We start from the raw sequence: 18,553 nt of genomic DNA, 5'->3' as shown, positions 1-18,553 counted from the left end.
ATATAGCCCCGTTCGAAGGGCTGCGCGGCATCTTTCAATCCGAATGGGTAGGCTTTCTCCATTTTAAGAATTTTATGAACTCCTATTATTTCTGGGATACGATGCGAAACACGATTGTAATCAGCCTATACAGGCTCCTATTCGGTTTTCCGGCGCCGATTATTCTCGCCTTGTTGATCAACGAAGTGAGAAGCGTCGCATTCAAACGTATCGTACAGACGATCTCGTATTTGCCTCATTTCATATCCATGGTCATTGCCGCGGGACTTATCACGACGCTATTAACTACCGACGGCGGAATTGTCAATGCCGTGCTGCAAAAGCTCGGCTTTGAGGAGATCTACTTTCTAGGAGACAGTCTTTACTTTAGGAGCGTTCTTGTCGCTTCGGGCGTATGGAAGGAGGTCGGATGGGGGACGATCATTTATTTGGCGGCCATCAGTGGAATCGATCCGCATCTGTACGAAGCGGCTATTATGGACGGGGCTGGAAAATGGAAACAAATCGTGTACATCACGATTCCCGGTATTCTGTTTATTATTACGATCATGCTGATTTTTTCGGTCGGACATTTGCTGGATGCCGGGTTCGAGCAAATTTTCCTGTTGTACTCTCCTCCGGTATTTGAGGTGGCGGATATTATCGATACGTACGTCTATAGGCGCGGGTTAATCGACATGCAGTATTCGTTTGCCACGGCAGTGGGGCTATTCAAATCCGCGGTGGCGCTCGTGCTGCTGCTCGGTACCAACTATGTGGCTAAGAAGCTAGGACAGGAAGGCATTTGGTAAAGGGTGTGTACGGATGAAGATGTCAAAGGGCGAAGTAACCTTCCAATCGTTCAATTATTTGTTTCTGGCTTTGCTGGCCTTGTTGTTTATATTGCCGTTTCTGGTTGTTTTGTCGACGTCGTTAGTAAGCGAAAACGAGCTGATTCGCCGGGGGAATTTCATTCTAATTCCGGAAACGTTTGATTTTACGGCGTACAAAGTGTTGCTGAACGAAAAATCGGTCATTCTGAATGCTTATAAAGTGACGATTTTGCGTGTTGTGATCGGAACGTGTGCGAATTTACTTTTTACGTCGATGATGGCGTACGGCTTGTCCCGCAAAAACCTCCCCGGTCGCAATGCGATGATTATTTTCGTTTTCATTACGATGCTGGTAAGCGGCGGACTTATTCCCGCTTATATGCTGCTAAAAGGGATGCATCTGATCGATTCGTTCTGGGTCATGATCATACCGGGGTTAGTCAGCGCGTGGTACTTGATCATTATGAAAAACTTCTTTGCGCAAATACCGGAAGAGCTCGAGGAATCGGCGATCATTGACGGAGCTTCACCTTTCCGCATTTTAGTCAGCATTATTTTTCCGCTTACGCTGCCGACCTATGCCACTATCGGATTGTTTTACGCGGTTGGCCATTGGAACGCCTGGTTTGACGCTGTTATTTATATCAATGATATGCACAAGATGCCGATGCAAGCAATTTTGCGGCAGATGGTGCTAGCTGCATCGAGTGAGGATCTTACCAAGGATGTGACGGCGGGGCTTGTTGAGAAGCCGACTGCACAGAGCATAAAGGCGGCTGCAATTATGATTGCGACCGTACCAATCATGTGCGTTTATCCGTTCCTGCAGAAGTATTTTGTCAAGGGAATGCTGACGGGATCAATCAAAGGTTAAGGAGTGGAACTGCCAGTGAAAGACCTAAAAGCGAAAATGCCGACAAAGCCAAAGAAAGTCGATTTTTCCGGCAGGCTGGGTCCGTTTGCAGCGTTGCCTAACGGTACGGTACTCTCCCTTTATGTGGAGGGCAAAAAGATGAGCGAGTGGGCGAATACCTCCATCTCCCAACGGCTGTACGCGAGATGGTCGGAGAATCATGGCGTTACGTGGGGGGCGCCGTCACTTGTTTGTGAATTTCCGTTTATGACGGGTGCGATCAAAATACATGATTTGGATCATGGCCTGTTTGTCGATGCGGAAGGCACCGTACATGTATATGTATTTAACTTGTTGAACTTTGACGCGGACACTCCTTACAAGGACAGAGTCGTGGAGATGCTGCATCTGTACTCCGCCGATCAGGGAAATACCTGGTCGGCACCGATCAAAATTGATTACGGTCACCGATACACAGGGTCGTTGAACGCGATTACCGTGCTTTCGTCGGGAAGAGTAGTTATGCCATTTTCATATATGTCCGAAGGGAAAACGTTCATTAGTACGGTCATCTTCTCCGACGATCAAGGCTACACGTGGCGGCAGGCCTCGAACTTCGTTACCATCGAGAATGGCAGTATGGGCATGGAATCAGGCGCAGTGGAGCCGGTCACGGTGGAGCTGGAGGACGGACTCCTCTGGATGGTCATTCGCACGACGACAGGGAGATTGTACGAATCGTTCTCATCAGACGGAGGGGAGACTTGGAGCCAATCCGAGCCTACCGCTTTCCGTTCGGCAAATGCCCCGGCCGGCTTGCTGCGGCTTCGTGACGGACGAATTATGATGTGCTGGAATCACTGTCAGGGCGAACCGATCTTTGACGGAATCGGTTATGCCAGACAGTCGCTCGTCGCCGCTATACGGGGGCGGGACGGCATTTGGCGCGGGTACCGGGAAGTAGTCAGGCTTCTTCCCGGCAATGACCCGGACCATTCCGTCTGCTATCCATGGATGACGGAGCTTGCGGACGGTAACGTTCTCGTCGGTTACCTCGACGTCGACATGCGCCGCTGGACCGATACGCTCAGTTTCCGGGCCGTACGCGTAGATCCGGACTGGGTGGAGCAGCCGCATGGTGCGGAGGATTGGAAGGACGGCTTGACTGGCTGCTCCGTTACCCCGTCCGGCGCAACGATCGCAAATGGTGACGGCGGCGATTCCTTGCTGCAATTGCAGAGAAGCGATGCGAAAGCTCCAGCAGGGGTGACCTGGAATTTTCCCCTTCACAGACGCGGACAACTTAGCATGCGATTGAAGCTTGAGGCAGGGTTCGGCGGAACGTTCATCGCCTTGTCGGAAACATTCCTGAAGCCGGGCAATCGTCAAGGCGGGTTGTATCGTATCAAGCTCGGTCCGGACGGGCGGATATACACCCAATACAGAAACGAAAGCGAATATATTCACGTATGGCCTTCGCCTACGCTAGAAGCCGGGAAGTGGTACGATCTCGCGATCAGCTGGGACTGCATCATGGAGCTTGCTGCAATTACGGTTGACGGTACGGCGGCAGGCACATTGCCGAAGCTCGAGCAGGGCGACGGAATTTCCTACATCCGTTTGTTTGCGGCAAGTGAAGGAGGCGGGCTTCTAGTAGACCGGATCGATAGTAAAAGCTGGAGCTAAGGGCGGAAAGGCAATCTATCCTATTGAGGGAGGAATTTTCAAATGAAACAGGTACGAAGGAAGCTCTGTTTGTTTGTGATTTTCATGGCGCTGTTTGCCGTTACGGTACCGGCCCATGCCATGCCATCAGTGAACGGTTCGTTTCCTATCGGTATTTATTACAATCCCGGTCCGACGGAAACGACGAATGCCAAGTATGCCGAAATCGCCGACATGAATGCCAATTTTATATTGGGTTCGAACTTCCTGGATACGTTCGAGGAAACCGATAAGGCTCTCGGTTATGCGGCTGCCAACGGTTTGAAAATGATTGTGAACGACGGAAGGCTGACGTATAACAGTCGGCAGCATCTGACGCAGCCTGCGACCGGAAGCGTCGTACAGCTCACCTATGGCAATCCCGTCGGCCAAACCTTCGTATCGTCGAGCGTATATGGCGCGGTAAGTACGATTCGGTTGCGCCTTGACCCGGCGAGCTTGTCCAGCAATACATCAATTACGCTTGTCGCTTACAGTTCTTTGTCCCGCGGTCCCGTTTATTTGACCGACACCGTGACAGGACCGTTTGCCTCACAGGATATTTCCTTCGATATTTACGCCTTGAGTGCGCTCAATCATACTTACTATTACGAATTTACGACCGACAGCACGACGCCCATCGGGATAATGGCGAGCAGCTCGGATGTGTATGCGGGAGGGCAGGCCTATATAAACAGTGTCGCTCAACCGTTCGACCTGACGTTCGACGTCGAATTTTCTACCCGAGCATATTTCGACGGCCAACGTCCGTCCGATACGATTCTCGATGAAATCGCCAATCATTACAAAAGCAACTCAGCAGTCCTCGGCTATAATCTCATCGACGAGCCGTCCGCTCTCTTGTATGCGAAGCTGGATGAAACATCGGACCGGTTGAAGTTGACCGACCCTGATCGGCTTTCCTTCGTCAATCTGTTTCCAAACCAAGTGGACCCGACGCAGACGCTAGGGACGATAACCAACTTCACCGGCGTGTTCATATCGAGTGCATTATCAGTCGGCCAAACCTTCAAGACCAAGCCGAATGAAATGAAAATCGACTACATCAGTCTGTATATTGACCGCACGACCTGGGGAAATGACGAGTTTCTGACGTTATCACTGTGGGATTCTCCGGCGAAACAAACACTGCTGGCCAATAAAACATTCGGGGGTGCCAACGGCGGGACTTGGATTCCTTTTCCGCTTAACGCTAATGTCAGTGCCGATACGACGTATTATTGGGAGCTGACGCACAATGGCGGAGGGGATAACAAGGTCGGCTGGGTCGTTCGTTCGCAGAACGGCGTGAATTGGTTCCCCGACGGAACCGGCTATATGAATGGTACCGCGATCAACGCAGATTTTTACTATGCCGTCAATCAAACCATTCTGGGAAAAGCATATGAAGACTATGTGAACCGTTGGGTGTCTCTGAATCCGGATGTACTCGTATTCGACCACTATCCGTTTCAGAAAAACGGCCAGGACAGCAAGTCGTACTTCGAGAACTTGGAAATCATTCGCAGGCAAGCTTTGCTCGGCGGCATCGATTTCTGGCCTTATATCCAGTCGGTCGGCATCACTAATAATTTACGTCCCCCATCAGAAGCCGAGATGAAATATCAGGTATACACAAATCTCGCTTACGGAGCGAAGGGGATGATTTACTTCACCTATGTGACGCCACCGATTTCCGGATTCAACAACGGGTTGATTTTGCCGGGCGGCACGTCGAACAGTTCATACACATGGGCGAAAAATTTGAATGCGGATGTATTGAATTTGGGTGCCACCCTGCAAAATCTCACCTCCCAGGCGGTTTACCATACCGGGACGCTGCCTGCCGAAACGAAGGCGCTTCCCGCCGATTTCTTCTTTCGGCCAACCGACTCGACACAGCCGTTCGTGATTGGTTACTTCAAGGATGGCACCGGCCGAGAATATGTATTTGTCGTTAACCGGGATTATGCCAATGCGCGTACGGCTGCATTCACCGTAGAAGGACATCCCGGTACGGTAGAAGAGGTTTCCAAGGCTACCGGAACTAACGAAATAACCGGAATCGTCGGCCAGACAGGCCAACTGCTCATCGGGTTCTCGGCAGGAGAAGGAAAGCTGTTTGTACTGCCCGAAGTTCATTGAACGATCTACTCCGGTGAATCGGGCCAGCGGGCCAAGTTCGACTCCACTTTGACCAGTTATACTACCTGCTTAGAAGAATCAACCTTTATTCGCGATAGGACTTTTGTGAACGAGTTGCGGCGGATTGGGAGAGTGCGGCTGGCAAGAAAGCATTTTTTAACTTTTTTAACGGCTTAGCGTACCAAGTCACGGCGATTTATGCTGTGGCTTTTTTTCTTAGAGGAGCCCCCAAGGCTTCGCAATAAATGTTGCACAAAATGCCACACTTTCACTTCAAAATCCTCGACATCTCTCGATATCACCCCATTCAGACCGATAATGTTGCAAAATGTGCCACATTTCCGTTCCTCATCGTTCACGCGTTTCTACTACTTCCGAACATATCGACCTAATACAATAAAGTATTGCGCTATATAGTAATATAAATTACTTTTAATAGTATAATCTGTTGTTTGGGAGTGATCAAAATGCAACTTATCGTTGAGCCACGAACGGCATTGGTCGACGAGCGGGTGGTGATCCGACTGACTGGCTTTGTTCCCGGCCAGCTAGTAACGGTCCGCGCGAAGATGAGCGAAATCCCGGGGGCAATCTATGAAGCGGAGGCTTATGCATCGTTTCGTGCAGACTTGAACGGTGAAGTTCAATTGGATCGAGATGCGCCATTGTCCGGCACGTATAGCGGGGTAGATGCAATGGGGTTGTTTTGGTCCATGCAGGCATCGCATGTGCGTTATAACGGGACCCGCAAGCTTAATGAGCTGCATTTCACCCCAGGTTCTGTAGAAATTGTGCTAACTGCTGAGATCGAGGGGGAAACAAGAGTACAAGATATCCTGCACAGACGTCACATTTCTTCAGATGTAGCTAGCTTGGATGTAACGGACAACGGACTGGTCGGTAAATACTTCTACCCACAGCAACGTGGAACTGGAGCAGCGCCCGGCATAATCGTGCTTGGTGGAGGCGAAGGAGGACTTGGTTCGCAATTGCAATATGCTGCATTGTTCGCCTCACATGGCTTTCCTGCATTAGCATTAGCCTACTTTCGCTTTGAGCATCTTCCCGAGCATCTTCGAGAGATTCCTTTGGAATATTTTTCTTCGGCCATTCATTGGCTGCAAGCCAGGGAGGAGGTCGCACCAGATCGGCTCGGATTATTCGGACGCTCCAAAGGCGCGGAATTAGCTTTGCTGCTAGGCTCCACGTATCCAGAGATCAAAGCTGTAATCGCCTCCAGCCCCAGTTCGACGGTATGCATAGGCAATTTCGAGCTAGGAGCAGACGATGAATACAGAACATACTCTTCATGGAGTTATCGGGGATCTCCAGTTCGTTATGTGAACTGGACGACTGAACAGTGCGCGGAAGCTGATGCTTGCTTGAATAACGGTAGGCGAATCGACTCTATTCATCGAGCGGCCTGGGAGCAGTGTGATATAGTAGAAGAAGCAACGATCCGGGTCGAGAACATCTCAGGCCCCATCATGATCATTACTTCTTCCGATGACCATTGGTGGCCAGCCGAACTATACGGAGAGCATATTACAGAGAGATTAAGAGCGAACCACTTCTCTCATCGGATCGAGCATTTGCACTACCAAGACACCGGACATATGATCCGGTATCCTTATGTACCGACAACACAGCTTACTATGAACGGTGGTACGGCAGCGAACAATGCGCATGCTTCCGAAGATTCATGGAGGCGGGTTATACGATTTCTAGAGCAATCTTTTACAATATAAATAGGTTATCCCATAAGGAGATTAACAGAATGAGCCGGCAGCCGACAGCAGCGATGCGCAACGTAGGCATATTCGCCCATGTGGACGCAGGAAAAACAACGACGACCGAGCAAATGCTCTACCGAAGCGGACGAATCCGTTCACTTGGTAGCGTGGATACGGGTACGACGCAGACCGATTGGCTCGATGTGGAGCGGGAACGCGGCATATCCGTACGATCGGCCGTTACGACGATTCTATGGAAAGAAACGCACATCAATTTGGTAGACACACCGGGACACGTGGATTTCCTGTCGGAGGTGGAGCGCACACTGCGCGTCATGGACGGGGCGGTGCTGATCGTCTCGGCTGTGGAGGGTGTTCAGGCCCAGACCGAAGTGATCTGGCAGGCACTCAGAGAGCTCAGGATTCCTACTCTCCTGTACGTGAACAAGATGGACCGCGTCGGTGCAGAAGCGTACACCGTCCTGACGCAGATTCGTCAGTTGCTCTCGTCCGGAGCGATTCCTGTCCAAGCACCAAGTGGAGCAGAGGGTGATTTCGCAGGGGTGCTCGACCTGTTTACTGAGGGGGCGGCAAATACAGCTGAAGCATCTACTGCAGCAATCGCCGAGCTCTACCGCAAGCTGCTGCTGGAATCCATAGCGGAGCGGGATGATACTCTGTTGATGGAATATCTAGATACGGGTACGCTCCCTACGGAGGCAGCCATGCATACTCTCATCGAGGGAGTGCACGGCAGCGAGCTATTCCCGGTACTGTTCGGAGCCTCGAATCGCGGCATTGGTGTAGCTGAGCTCATGAATGCGGTCATCGACTGTCTACCGGGTCCAGTCGGACAAGAGGACGCTCCACTGTCCGGGGTCGTGTTCAAGATCGAGAAGGATGCCATTATGGGTCGGACCGCTTATGTCCGGCTGTACAATGGCACGATTCAGAACCGTAGTTCTGTCCGCAATCATTCGTTGGACATCGAAGAGAAGGTGACGCAGATACGGAGGATCGATGGCTCAAGGTTCAAGGACATCGGTGTCCTGAAAGCTGGCGACATCGCGGCTGTGTGCGGCTGGAGCCGTGTCCGGATCGGTGACATCATCGGCTCCCCTGATGCGGTGCCAGGGGAGAAGCGTATCGCCGTGCCGCTGCTGAATGTGCAAGTGCATTGGATGAATGCGGCGGAGTATCCATCGGTCATCGCAGCCATGCGGGAGCTGGCCGACGAAGACCCGCAGCTTGACGTGCACTGGCTAGACGAAGAGCGAGAGATGCACCTGAAGGTGATGGGCCCGATTCAGATTGAAGTATTAACCAGCGTGCTGAAGAGCCGATTCGGGCTAGAAGTCGTATTCGGAGAGCCTACGGTCATTTACAAAGAAACGCTGCTGCAAGCGGGTGAAGGGTTCATTGCCTACACCATGCCGAAGCCGTGCTGGGCGATATTGCGGTTTCGCATGGAACCGGGCGAGCGTGGAAGCGGGTTGCAGTACCACTCGGTTGTAAGAGGAGAGCGGCTGCTCGTCAGATACCAGAACGAGGTAGCTCGCCGCGTCCCGGAGTCGCTGCAGCAAGGGCTGCTGGGCTGGGAAGTTACAGACTTGAAAGTAACGCTTGTCGAGGGAGAGCACCACGTGTGGCATACGCATCCGCTAGATTTTGTCATCGCCACGCCGATGGGCATTATGGACGGGCTCGCGAGGATCGGTACGAAGCTACTGGAGCCGCTGCTGCGCTTCCGCTTATCTGCGCCGGAGGATTACGGGGGGAAGCTGATGAGTGAGCTCGTTCTGATGCGCAGCGAATTCGATGCTCCGGTCGTACGCAACGGCCGGATAGAGATCGAGGGCATACTGCCAGTGGCGACATCGCTAGACTTCCCTGCCAGGCTCGGGACGTTGACGAGAGGGCGCGGCACCATCTCCACCTTCTTCAGCGGTTACCAGGATTGTCCGCTGGACGTTCAGGCGGAGCGCACCCGCCGGGGCGTCAATCCACTCGATCAGGCGAAGTACATTCTGGCTGTCCGCAATGCTCTATCGCAACATTGAGACTCTCTCTACCATATGGAATTATGTTACAATTGGAGGGGAATCAGTTGAAGGAGGATGAACAAATGTCCAAAGTAATTAGAGCGATGGATAGTAACTCCACTTCCGACCACATGCTGCCACGCAGCCGGCCTGAAGATAATGGTATTGCCTCATCTGCAATAACAGCTTTCCTGGTGGCAGCGAGTGATGAACGGTTGGGGATGCACAGTTTCATGCTGCTTCGTCATGGGAAGGTTGTTTCGGAAGCATGGTGGTCACCGTACGGACCGGAACGGCCGCATATGATGTTCTCTCTCAGCAAGAGCTTCACTTCAACTGCCATAGGACTTGCGGTTTCAGAAGGTTTGTTGACGGCGGAAGATCGTGTGGTGACTTTTTTTCCGGACAAAAATATTAGCGATGACGTCAACTTGAACAAGATGTGCGTGAAGCACCTGCTCTCGATGTCTACCGGCCATGCTGTGGAATCGATGGATCAAGTAATGCGAGGAGAAAAAGATTGGGTACAAGTCATTCTGAATCAGCCCGTCGAATATGAGCCGGGGACGCACTTTACTTACAATAGCGGAGCGACTTACATGCTATCTGCAATCGTGCAGAAGCTAACGGGGCAAACCGTGCACGACTATTTGACGCCCCGGCTATTCCGGCCACTCGGGATTGAGGGAACCACTTGGGAGCAATGTCCGCGCGGAATCAGTACAGGTGGTTGGGGCTTGACGCTGAAGACGGAGGACATTGCCAAGTTCGGACAACTGTATTTGCAAAAAGGGGTCTGGCAAGGGACTCATTTAATAGATGAAGCGTGGATCGATGAAGCGACAACGTATCAAGTCTCGAATGCCAGCAGCAACACTAATCCGGATTGGCAACAAGGTTATGGCTATCAGTTCTGGCGTTGCCGATACGGTGCATATCGCGGAGACGGTGCCTTCGGACAATATTGTATAGTGATGCCGGAGCAGGACATTGTCATTGCGATGACAGCCGGTAGCAAGGATATGCAAGGCACACTTAACTTGATATGGGAACATCTGTTACCAGCGATAGCGGAAGGTCCTTTGGAGGCAGATGAGCAGGAATATGCGAGGTTGTGTGAGGTATCCGCTTCCTTGGCTTATCTCCCTCTCCAGTCTGGTGTTGTACCTTCTGTGGCGGAACTAGTGTCGGGCAAGATGTATACATTTAAGGAAAATAACCGGGGTATTCAGGCTGCTAAGATGCAAATCGACGAGAAGGAAGTGTTGATTACAGCTTGGAGTCCAATAGGTGAAATGCAGGTGCGTTGTGGAATGGGCCACTGGGTGGAGGACATCACGTATAACGCCCCGACCACCGCCCGTTATGTAGCTAGTGGGAAGTGGGAGAGTCCGGATACGTTTGTCATGAACTGGCGATTCATCGAGACACCGTTCGCGGATACGCTCACCTTCCATTTTGCCCAGGAGCGGGTGAGTATTCGGATTGAGACGGACGTCAGATTCGGTTCGACTGAGCCTGACTTGCTGGAGGGTAGTATGGATGAAAGGTAAACTCAACCCTATGAACACGCTGCCGCACCGGTATCCCTTCGTCATGATAGACCGTGTGGTGGAGGTAGAAGAGGGCAAGTGGGCGAAAGGATACAAGCATGTAAGTCGGAACGAGTGGTTCATCACGGAGTCGGAGCCGTGCATGCCGCACATGATGATTGTTGAGGCACTTGCGCAGCTAGGGGCATTTACGGTGAAGGGCGGCGAGCAGGGAGGATTAGGCTTCTTGACGTCGATTAAGGGGACAGAATTCACCGGACTCGCTCGCCCGGGTGACCGAATTGACCTCTACTATGAAGTGATTCGCCATAAGGGCGGATTTATTATGGGGTCGGCCCATGCATCCGTCGATGGTGAAGTGATCGTAAGAGTGGGCGAGGTCATGACCTATCATGCTAGATGATGAAAAACCGTACTAATACATATAAGTCAACCGAAAGCTCCCATCAGGGAGCTTTTTATTTTACTTTCATGTTAGATTATATAACATACTCCGTTGACTAAACTTCCCGACGTGCCTATAATAGTTGCGAAAGGGAGAGTGGGAGATGAACGGGGAGCAGATTATTGCGATAAATACGGTATGGGTTGTGCTGGCGGCTGCCATGGTGTTGTTCATGGAAGGCGGTTTCAGTCTGCTGGAAGCAGGTCTAGTACGAACGAAGAATGCGGTAAACGTAACGATGAAGATTTTCGTAGATTTGACGCTTGGGGCTTTGGCATTTTTCCTTGTAGGTTTCGGTATTATGTTCGGATCTGATGCGGGGGGCGTGTTTAGCTTCGACTTTTGGGGTGCCTCGCAGAACCTTAGCTTGAGCTCGTCCATCCAATTGCCGTTAGCAGCGTATGTCGTATTTCAGCTTGGATTTGCAGTAGCAGTCATCTCGATCATCTCAGGTGCAGTTGCAGAACGGATGTCGTTAAAAGCTTACATGATCGTGGCAGTATTCGTAGTAGCACTCATGTATCCCATATCCGGTCACTGGGTATGGAACTCCGCTGGTTGGCTGGCCCAGCTAGGCATGAAGGATTTCGCTGGATCGACGGCGATTCATGCGCTCGGTGGCTGGTCCGCGCTAGCGATTGCCTATGTACTCGGCCCACGGAAGGGCCGGTTCAACACGGACGGCAGTGTGAACGTGTTTGCCCCGAGCAACATTCCGCTCGCTTCTGCAGGTGCGTTCATCTTGTGGTTCGGTTGGTTCGGCTTCAATGCGGGCAGTACACTGAACGCGTTCGATACGAACCTGGCCACCATCGCCCTGAATACCACGATGGCGGCTTCGGCCGGTGGTGCAGCCTCTATGCTGTACACCATGTTCCGTTACGGTAAGGCCGATCCGAGCATGACGATGAATGGGGCGCTGGCTGGCTTAGTGGCGATTACGGCAGGCTGTGCCTTTGTCGCGCCCTATGCGGCCATCGTGATCGGATTAATCGCTGGTGTGCTCGTCATCTGGGGGACGCTACTCGTTGACCGAATGAAGATCGACGATCCAGTCGGGGCTGTCGCCGTCCACGGTGTGAACGGTACGTTCGGGACGATTGCAGTAGGTCTGTTCGATACATCAGAAGGGCTGTTCACAACGGGAGGGGTGCATCTGCTCCTTATCCAACTTCTCGGAGTTGTGGTTGTTTCCATATGGGGGATTACGATCAGTTACGGTTTGGCGACTGTCTTGAAACGAACGATTGGTCTGAGAGTGACGGCAGCGGAAGAAGAGGAAGGCCTTGACATGGCGCTACATGGCATTCCAGCTTACAACGATTTGGAACGGTTCAGCGATCAGCCGGACTACTCTAGTCTGGAATCGTATGGGATCAACATTGAGCAGGCGCCGGGTAAGAATAAGTCTAGCAAACCTTCCTTGTAGTAGGATTGTAAGCTTCCGTGTGAACGTGTTTTCACTAAAATAGCCCGATGACTTTATTGAGCGGAATGAGGATTCGTTCATTGGACGTTCCTTTACTCTGCAGTCGAGGCTCCAGGCTCACCCTTGAGCTCGAATTTCGACGTTGCGGCAAGTCAGCTGGGACAGCCGCTGCTGTAAAGTCCGACTATTCGTACGGTAGCTTGGGCAATCGACAGGGTGCAACACGAGATGGAACGGGCGAGATTGGTCAGCTTTTCAACCCATGAGCTTGAAATATGCATCGTGTAGTCTATACTGGATTTAGATAAAGCGCAGGAGAGGGAGATGAATCATGAGTTTGCAGCATGACATTATCGCGAAATTAGGTGTTAAACCCCAGATTAATCCGACGGAAGAAATCCGCAGGCGCGTAGATTTTCTAAAGGAATATGTGCTTGGGTCCCATATGAGCGGGCTGCTGATTGCGATTAGCGGCGGTGTGGATAGCGCGGTTGCAACAGGATTGTGTAAGCTGGCGACTGATGAATTGTCTCAGGAAACGGGACGCGACTATATGACGCTTGGCGTGTTCCAACCTTATGGCGAGCAAGCGGATATTGCCGACAGCTATGCTGTAGCGGAGGCGTTCAAGCTCACTCACAAGGTGGAGACGAATATCGAGCAATCGGTGGACGAAATCGCGTTAGAAGTCGAGTACGGTTTCAAGAATATCGGCATTCATCGCCATGTCAGTCGCGAAGGCAAGGGCAACATCAAGGCACGGACGCGTATGGTCATGCAGTATGCGCTGGCATTCGATCTGAAATTGATCGTGGTCGGAACCGATCATGCTTCCGAAGCCATTACTGGCTTCTTCACGAAGTATGGCGACGGAGCTGTTGATGTGACGCCGCTCAGCTCGTTGAACAAGCGCCAAGTGCGGCAGCTGGCGCAGGAGCTGGGTGTCCCGCAGAGCGTACTGGACAAAGCGCCGACAGCAGGTCTATGGGAAGGTCAGACGGATGAGGGCGAGCTCGGTATTACGTATGATGACAACAGCGATTATCTGGAAGGCAAAGAGATCGGTGCTGAAGCAAAGGCCAAGCTGGAGAAGCAGTACTTGCGCACCGAGCATAAGCGAGTCCCGATTCCGGGGATATAACGCGCTATGATCATTGGAATTGGTATGGATCTAGTGGAGATTGATCGGATACGGCGCATTCTAGAGGAGCCGCATGGCGGGCGCTTCGTCGAACGGGTTCTGACGCCGGAGGAGCGTGAACGGGCGGTGTCGCGCTCCGGCCGACTGGCAGAATTCGTCGCCGGACGTTTCGCCGCCAAGGAAGCCGTAGCCAAGGCGCTCGGCTGCGGCATCGGCCGCCAGGTCGGACTGCAGGACATCCGCGTCGTGCCGGATGCGAATGGCAAGCCCGTCTGCAGTGTGAGTGACGCGGCTTGGGAGCGACTCGGCTTGGCCGCGGAGTCGCCGTCAGCAGACGAGCGGACATCGGCAGCAGCCATTCAGCTGCATCTCACGATTACGCATACGGAGACGACGGCGGCGGCATTCGTTGTAGCTGAGCGGATGGGTGCAGAGTAGATATTTGTGGTGGAAGAAGGCGTTTGCCGAGTAGTATCGGTCGCTAAGGTGTGAATAATCAAATGAATGGTTGTCGCAAGAAGTGCAGAGATAACGAGATCCTGTTTAACTGATTCAGCTAGCGACCGGACAAGTCATGTTGTTTAGTAAAGGGGGGAGCTTGATTGGTAAATCGAGAGGTCAAACGGAGCTCGTTCAAGATGTAAGACTAGCGTCGGCGAATCGTGAAGTGCGTGCGCGAAAGCATGATTAGCAGGTGATAATGATAAAGTCCTATTGAGCACAAAAGTATATACCGTTTGTGAGAGACCCATGGATTTAATCATGGGTCTCTTCAATTTTAGACCGATTTACACTGTATTAGACAGCTTGTCTGTAACAACTATCCAATTTTAACCATGGATTTCTTCCGAATATTATACGTTAGTGGAAGAAATTCACACTAAATTCACATTAAATATAGTATATGTTAATTATAAAGTAATTTTATGGAAAATAAATGGTTTTAAATGGGGGAGGGACTATATTGAGGTATTTTATACCTGAATACGTTAATACTTCTGTTGATGATGGAGAGTACATAATCTTTAATCTTGAAAACGGCTATTTATATGGACTCGATTCTGTTGGTTCCGAGATATGGAGAATGGTAGAAGAAGGAAACAAGCTAATTGAGATAATTCATTGCTTGCAGAGAAAATATCAGATATCTAACGAGCTTGCCACGGAAGATGTGAGTAAATTGATTGCGAAACTAGAGGAAAACGGATTGGTAATAAGAAGATGAAAAAAATAATTTCATTGTCTCAATTCTTAAATGTAGTTATCACTCTTTTATATATTGATATCGTACTAAGAAGAAAAGGATTTCATTTTTTGTTTAAACAATATACGGCAGCATATCGGGGGAGTGAAATTAAGAAAAGTAATGATGACTCAATGACAGGTCTTATACGGTATTTAGATTTAATTGATCGGGCTTGTTCTTGGTATCCATTGGAAGCACAGTGTCTTCATCGATCTTTTTTGGGTTATAAATACATTAGAACCAGATTAGGGATTCCGGTAGAGATAGTAATTGGTGTGAAAAAATTCCCGTTCTATGCTCATGCATGGTTAATCTTAAACGGTAGAAATATTAATGAGAAAGAGATAGTAACACGCAATTTGAAAGTTATTTTATCATCAAAGGATGTGAAGAATTCATGAGGTGGTTTTTTGGTAGTATCGATTTAAGTGGTAAACATATAGATCAGGAAACTTGGAATAGAACAATGCCAACGCCAGAAACTTCCCAAAGCTATGAGACTACTACATTAGTAGAAAGAAATGCGGCCTTTTCCATTACAACTGCATATGATGCTAGTAATAGTGCAAGAATCATCAACTTAAACGACAACTATCTAGTTGGAGATATTCGAATAGACAATCGATTTGATATCGTGAGCAAATATAATCTGCCCATGGAGATATCAGAAAGTAACGAATTGATTTTTTTGTATCTTTTTGATCGATATGGAAAGGAATCTGTTAAATGTATAATTGGTGAATTTGCATTTTTTATATGGAATAGAAGAAGTCAAAATGTATTTGCGGCTAGAGACCAACTAGGCATCAAGACGCTTTTTTGGATTTTAAATGATGACATGCTTTGGATTGCAAGTGATATATATATGCTTAAGAAGCATTTTTCAATACAAAGAATAAATGAAGAATATTTTCAGAAATATTACTTGTGCAATGGTCACATTGATTCAATCTCTACTCCTTTCCATGAAGTTTCACGGCTTCCTAGCGCTTGTTCACTTAGTGTTGAAAATAAAACTACGAGAATGGAAGTCTATTGGGATTTAATTGAAAATCAGGACGAGATTAAGTATACATATGCAAAGCAATATGAAGAACATTTGCTCGAAATATTAAACGAGGCAGTTAAATGCAGGATAACTCAAAACGAAAAAAACGCTGTATTAATGAGTGGCGGATTAGATTCAACGACAATTTTTTCGGTCGGAAAACAGGTTTATAAGACAGATAGAAACACGGAACTCTTTCCTGTATGCGGTGTTTTTGATTTATTTAAAGAAAGTGATGAGCGTGAATATATAGAACCAATTCTTCAAATGTATTCCACTACCGCTGTCTATCATAGATGCGATGAGCATACAGCGTTTAAAAATTTTTCGGACAATTCACCATGGTCATATGAACCACATGTTAATGCAGCTTCATTTTCTTTGACAAGTTCTTTGATGCACGAGGCAGTTCATGCTGGAGCCAGAAATGTACTTACGGGATATGGTGGAGATCATGTTTTTAACGGCTCAGAATTTGTAATTGCTGATTTCATTAAAAAAGGTAGTTTTATAAATGCCTTTAAACAGGCTAATCGCTTTTCTAATTTGTGCAGATTATCAACTCCAAAGGTTTTATGGTCCTTTGGTATTGCCCCTCAATTTAACGGTGGACAATATAAGAAATTATTACAATTTGCCTCTCAGGAACTTATTGACAAATATAAAGAGGTTTCTTCTTTTAGTCGAAGGGGATTTATTAAACAAATTACAGGGACAAAGGCCAGAATTTATTCAGATCGAGTGATTTCACCGTTAGTTGGAGTGAATCTCCAACATCCATTTCTAGACAGAAGATTAGTTGAGTTCTTATATAGAATACCTGAGTCAATGCTTTGGTCTAATGGGATCAGAAAATATATTTTACGTAAGACCATGAAGGATTACCTCCCATCTAAAGTACTGTGGAGACTAAAAAAAACGAATCACAGAGAACTCACATTCAGAGGAATCCAAGAAGGATGGAATAAATTGCAACCTGTTATTCAAGAGGGGCTTATAACCCAATTCGGATGGGCAACAAAGGAAGAATGGATTGACTTAATAAATAGATGGAGACAAGGACAAATTGTAAGGGACGATATGTTTCTTATGATTACAGTAGAAATTTGGTTACAGGGCTTGCTACAGAAGAAATAAAGGCCCATTGTGAGAAATCAAACCGGTCTTGTTTACAAGTTTGTGTACCTGGGGAATAAAAAAAGGAGGATGTACTTATGGCGACTTATGTAGCTCCGCAACTAATTCAATACGGTAATTCTAGAGAAGTTATTAAAGGAGATTGTAGTTGGGGAGGAGAACTTCCTTGGTTCGATGAATCAGGCATGTACGAATATTATGAATTGTTTTGCAATGAAGAAGGATATTGTGTTAATGGAAATGAAATTTGTGCAAGTTCACCGCCGAATAATGAGTGTGGATCGGGCGGAGATGGAACACGTTGYTAAGGAACTGTTACAGCGCACCTTCCTCAATTCATTAAAATACCAGCCCTAACACAAGGCTTGGAGCAATTTGCTCATGGAAGGTTTGTTTGCACAGTTTATAAAGAGAGTAGAATGATGTAATAAAACTTTCAGTTACCTTCCCAGGTACACATTTTTTTATATAATTTAGCCGCAAGGGAGAAATAACAATGAATCAGCTGATAATAGTTGGATCAACAATTATACTGGGCTTTATTTTGCTTGTTCAGCTAAATAGAAATATAAACCAGCAAATATCGTTTATTTCTCGAATGGACTCTACATCATCCATAAGACAACTTCTTAAATCATCTTTCTCAGGATACATGCTCTGCGTAGATGCTGTTAAAGACCCGAGAATCAGACATAAAGTATCGAAAATACCTTCTTATATGCTAACTTTAAAACATAAGCATCTTATCGTTGATGGTGCTACAACCTTAATTGAAGATCCAAAATTGCTTATTGAACTTCAAATAAAAAACTTGCCAGTGATGATAGCATTTAAGAATGGGAAGGTGATTTCCAAAACTTCTTTAGCTTCAACGCACCCCTCTGATATTCTAACGGAAATAAGAAGTTTTGTGGAGATTACAGAAAGCGAGATCCCTCAATGATGTGGTTAAGGGTAACCGAATGGACTTTTAGTCTGTTTATCTTTTTAATCTATTATAAGAGTAGCGGTGCAAAAGTGAAAAATCCGTATGCTTTTGTCCAAATCATAAATGAATATAAAGTTATAAAATGGAAGTATTCCTTGTTAGTTGCACCTGTACTGATTGTTTTAGAACTGCTGGTTGCAATCTGGATGTTAATTCCAATAACTAGGATGCTTGGTGTATGTGTGGGTGCTTTTTTACAGTTAATTTTTATTACAGTTTTAATTAAAAATGTAGGAAAAACCTTTACGTGGGGATGCGGGTGTTTCAGTCTAAACAC

17 protein-coding genes are annotated in these 18,553 nt (G+C 48.3%); all 17 read left to right on the top strand.

Annotated elements, in window-relative coordinates; translation table 11 throughout:
* The coding region (locus AC1DWB_RS26755; RefSeq protein ID WP_477544151.1) for an ABC transporter permease at window positions 1-791 on the top strand (791 nt) is incomplete at its 5' end.
* A 13-nt stretch (window positions 792-804) separates the two neighbouring features.
* Window positions 805-1,686, top strand: coding sequence for a carbohydrate ABC transporter permease (locus AC1DWB_RS26750; RefSeq protein ID WP_477544150.1), 882 nt, complete (start codon window positions 805-807; stop codon window positions 1,684-1,686).
* 15 nt (window positions 1,687-1,701) lie between these two features.
* Window positions 1,702-3,351, top strand: a complete 1,650-nt coding sequence (locus tag AC1DWB_RS26745) for a sialidase family protein (RefSeq protein ID WP_477544149.1) — start codon at window positions 1,702-1,704, stop codon at window positions 3,349-3,351.
* Window positions 3,352-3,393: 42 nt separating this feature from the next.
* Window positions 3,394-5,514, top strand: coding sequence for a VOC family protein (locus AC1DWB_RS26740; protein ID WP_477544148.1), 2,121 nt, complete (start codon window positions 3,394-3,396; stop codon window positions 5,512-5,514).
* 467 nt (window positions 5,515-5,981) lie between these two features.
* Entirely contained in the window at window positions 5,982-7,262 is a 1,281-nt protein-coding gene (locus AC1DWB_RS26735) for an acyl-CoA thioesterase/bile acid-CoA:amino acid N-acyltransferase family protein (protein WP_477544147.1), read from the top strand.
* Window positions 7,263-7,291: 29 nt separating this feature from the next.
* A complete protein-coding gene (locus tag AC1DWB_RS26730) occupies window positions 7,292-9,307 on the top strand; it encodes a GTP-binding protein (RefSeq protein ID WP_477544146.1) in 2,016 nt (671 codons plus the stop codon).
* A gap of 65 nt (window positions 9,308-9,372) precedes the next feature.
* Window positions 9,373-10,842, top strand: coding sequence for a serine hydrolase domain-containing protein (locus AC1DWB_RS26725; RefSeq protein WP_477544145.1), 1,470 nt, complete (start codon window positions 9,373-9,375; stop codon window positions 10,840-10,842).
* The gene (locus AC1DWB_RS26720) at window positions 10,832-11,245 is read left to right on the top strand and encodes a 3-hydroxyacyl-ACP dehydratase FabZ family protein (RefSeq protein WP_477544144.1); all 414 of its coding nucleotides are present in this window, start codon (window positions 10,832-10,834) and stop codon (window positions 11,243-11,245) included. Before AC1DWB_RS26725 ends, AC1DWB_RS26720 begins: the two co-directional genes overlap by 11 nt.
* Before the next feature lie 145 nt (window positions 11,246-11,390).
* On the top strand, window positions 11,391-12,716 hold the full coding sequence (locus tag AC1DWB_RS26715) for an ammonium transporter (RefSeq protein ID WP_477544143.1): 1,326 nt from the start codon (window positions 11,391-11,393) through the stop codon (window positions 12,714-12,716).
* A 331-nt stretch (window positions 12,717-13,047) separates the two neighbouring features.
* Complete coding sequence (gene nadE, locus AC1DWB_RS26710) at window positions 13,048-13,857, top strand: ammonia-dependent NAD(+) synthetase (protein ID WP_477544142.1); 810 nt, start codon at window positions 13,048-13,050, stop codon at window positions 13,855-13,857.
* A 6-nt stretch (window positions 13,858-13,863) separates the two neighbouring features.
* Window positions 13,864-14,295 carry a holo-ACP synthase gene (gene acpS / locus AC1DWB_RS26705; protein WP_477544141.1) on the top strand — a complete coding sequence of 144 codons (432 nt, stop codon included), beginning with the start codon at window positions 13,864-13,866 and terminating at the stop codon, window positions 14,293-14,295.
* A gap of 526 nt (window positions 14,296-14,821) precedes the next feature.
* Window positions 14,822-15,082, top strand: coding sequence for a PqqD family protein (locus AC1DWB_RS26700; protein ID WP_477544140.1), 261 nt, complete (start codon window positions 14,822-14,824; stop codon window positions 15,080-15,082).
* A complete protein-coding gene (locus AC1DWB_RS26695; RefSeq protein ID WP_477544139.1) occupies window positions 15,079-15,504 on the top strand; it encodes a lasso peptide biosynthesis B2 protein in 426 nt (141 codons plus the stop codon). Before AC1DWB_RS26700 ends, AC1DWB_RS26695 begins: the two co-directional genes overlap by 4 nt.
* A complete protein-coding gene (locus AC1DWB_RS26690; RefSeq protein ID WP_477544138.1) occupies window positions 15,501-17,288 on the top strand; it encodes an asparagine synthase-related protein in 1,788 nt (595 codons plus the stop codon). Before AC1DWB_RS26695 ends, AC1DWB_RS26690 begins: the two co-directional genes overlap by 4 nt.
* Window positions 17,289-17,365: 77 nt before the next feature.
* Window positions 17,366-17,596, top strand: coding sequence for a hypothetical protein (locus AC1DWB_RS26685; RefSeq protein ID WP_477544137.1), 231 nt, complete (start codon window positions 17,366-17,368; stop codon window positions 17,594-17,596).
* Window positions 17,597-17,784: 188 nt separating this feature from the next.
* Window positions 17,785-18,231 (top strand): hypothetical protein, encoded by a 447-nt coding sequence (locus tag AC1DWB_RS26680; RefSeq protein ID WP_477544136.1) that lies wholly within the window; start codon window positions 17,785-17,787, stop codon window positions 18,229-18,231.
* The coding region (locus tag AC1DWB_RS26675; RefSeq protein ID WP_477544135.1) for a MauE/DoxX family redox-associated membrane protein at window positions 18,228-18,553 on the top strand (326 nt) is incomplete at its 3' end. The genes AC1DWB_RS26680 and AC1DWB_RS26675, both read left to right, overlap by 4 nt.

It is taken from the genome of Paenibacillus sp. P4_E11 (assembly GCF_056401635.1).
Note: the sequence above shows the minus strand (reverse complement) of the source record. Positions and strands in the feature narration are given on the sequence as shown.

Coding starts and splice junctions, on each gene's coding strand:
- AC1DWB_RS26720 (WP_477544144.1), top strand. CDS start 10,832: ATGAAAGGTAAACTCAACCCTATGAACACGCTGCCGCACCGGTATCCC.
- acpS (WP_477544141.1), top strand. CDS start 13,864: ATGATCATTGGAATTGGTATGGATCTAGTGGAGATTGATCGGATACGG.
- AC1DWB_RS26740 (WP_477544148.1), top strand. CDS start 3,394: ATGAAACAGGTACGAAGGAAGCTCTGTTTGTTTGTGATTTTCATGGCG.
- AC1DWB_RS26735 (WP_477544147.1), top strand. CDS start 5,982: ATGCAACTTATCGTTGAGCCACGAACGGCATTGGTCGACGAGCGGGTG.
- AC1DWB_RS26715 (WP_477544143.1), top strand. CDS start 11,391: ATGAACGGGGAGCAGATTATTGCGATAAATACGGTATGGGTTGTGCTG.
- AC1DWB_RS26725 (WP_477544145.1), top strand. CDS start 9,373: ATGTCCAAAGTAATTAGAGCGATGGATAGTAACTCCACTTCCGACCAC.
- AC1DWB_RS26750 (WP_477544150.1), top strand. CDS start 805: ATGAAGATGTCAAAGGGCGAAGTAACCTTCCAATCGTTCAATTATTTG.
- AC1DWB_RS26730 (WP_477544146.1), top strand. CDS start 7,292: ATGAGCCGGCAGCCGACAGCAGCGATGCGCAACGTAGGCATATTCGCC.
- AC1DWB_RS26680 (WP_477544136.1), top strand. CDS start 17,785: ATGAATCAGCTGATAATAGTTGGATCAACAATTATACTGGGCTTTATT.
- AC1DWB_RS26690 (WP_477544138.1), top strand. CDS start 15,501: ATGAGGTGGTTTTTTGGTAGTATCGATTTAAGTGGTAAACATATAGAT.
- AC1DWB_RS26695 (WP_477544139.1), top strand. CDS start 15,079: ATGAAAAAAATAATTTCATTGTCTCAATTCTTAAATGTAGTTATCACT.
- nadE (WP_477544142.1), top strand. CDS start 13,048: ATGAGTTTGCAGCATGACATTATCGCGAAATTAGGTGTTAAACCCCAG.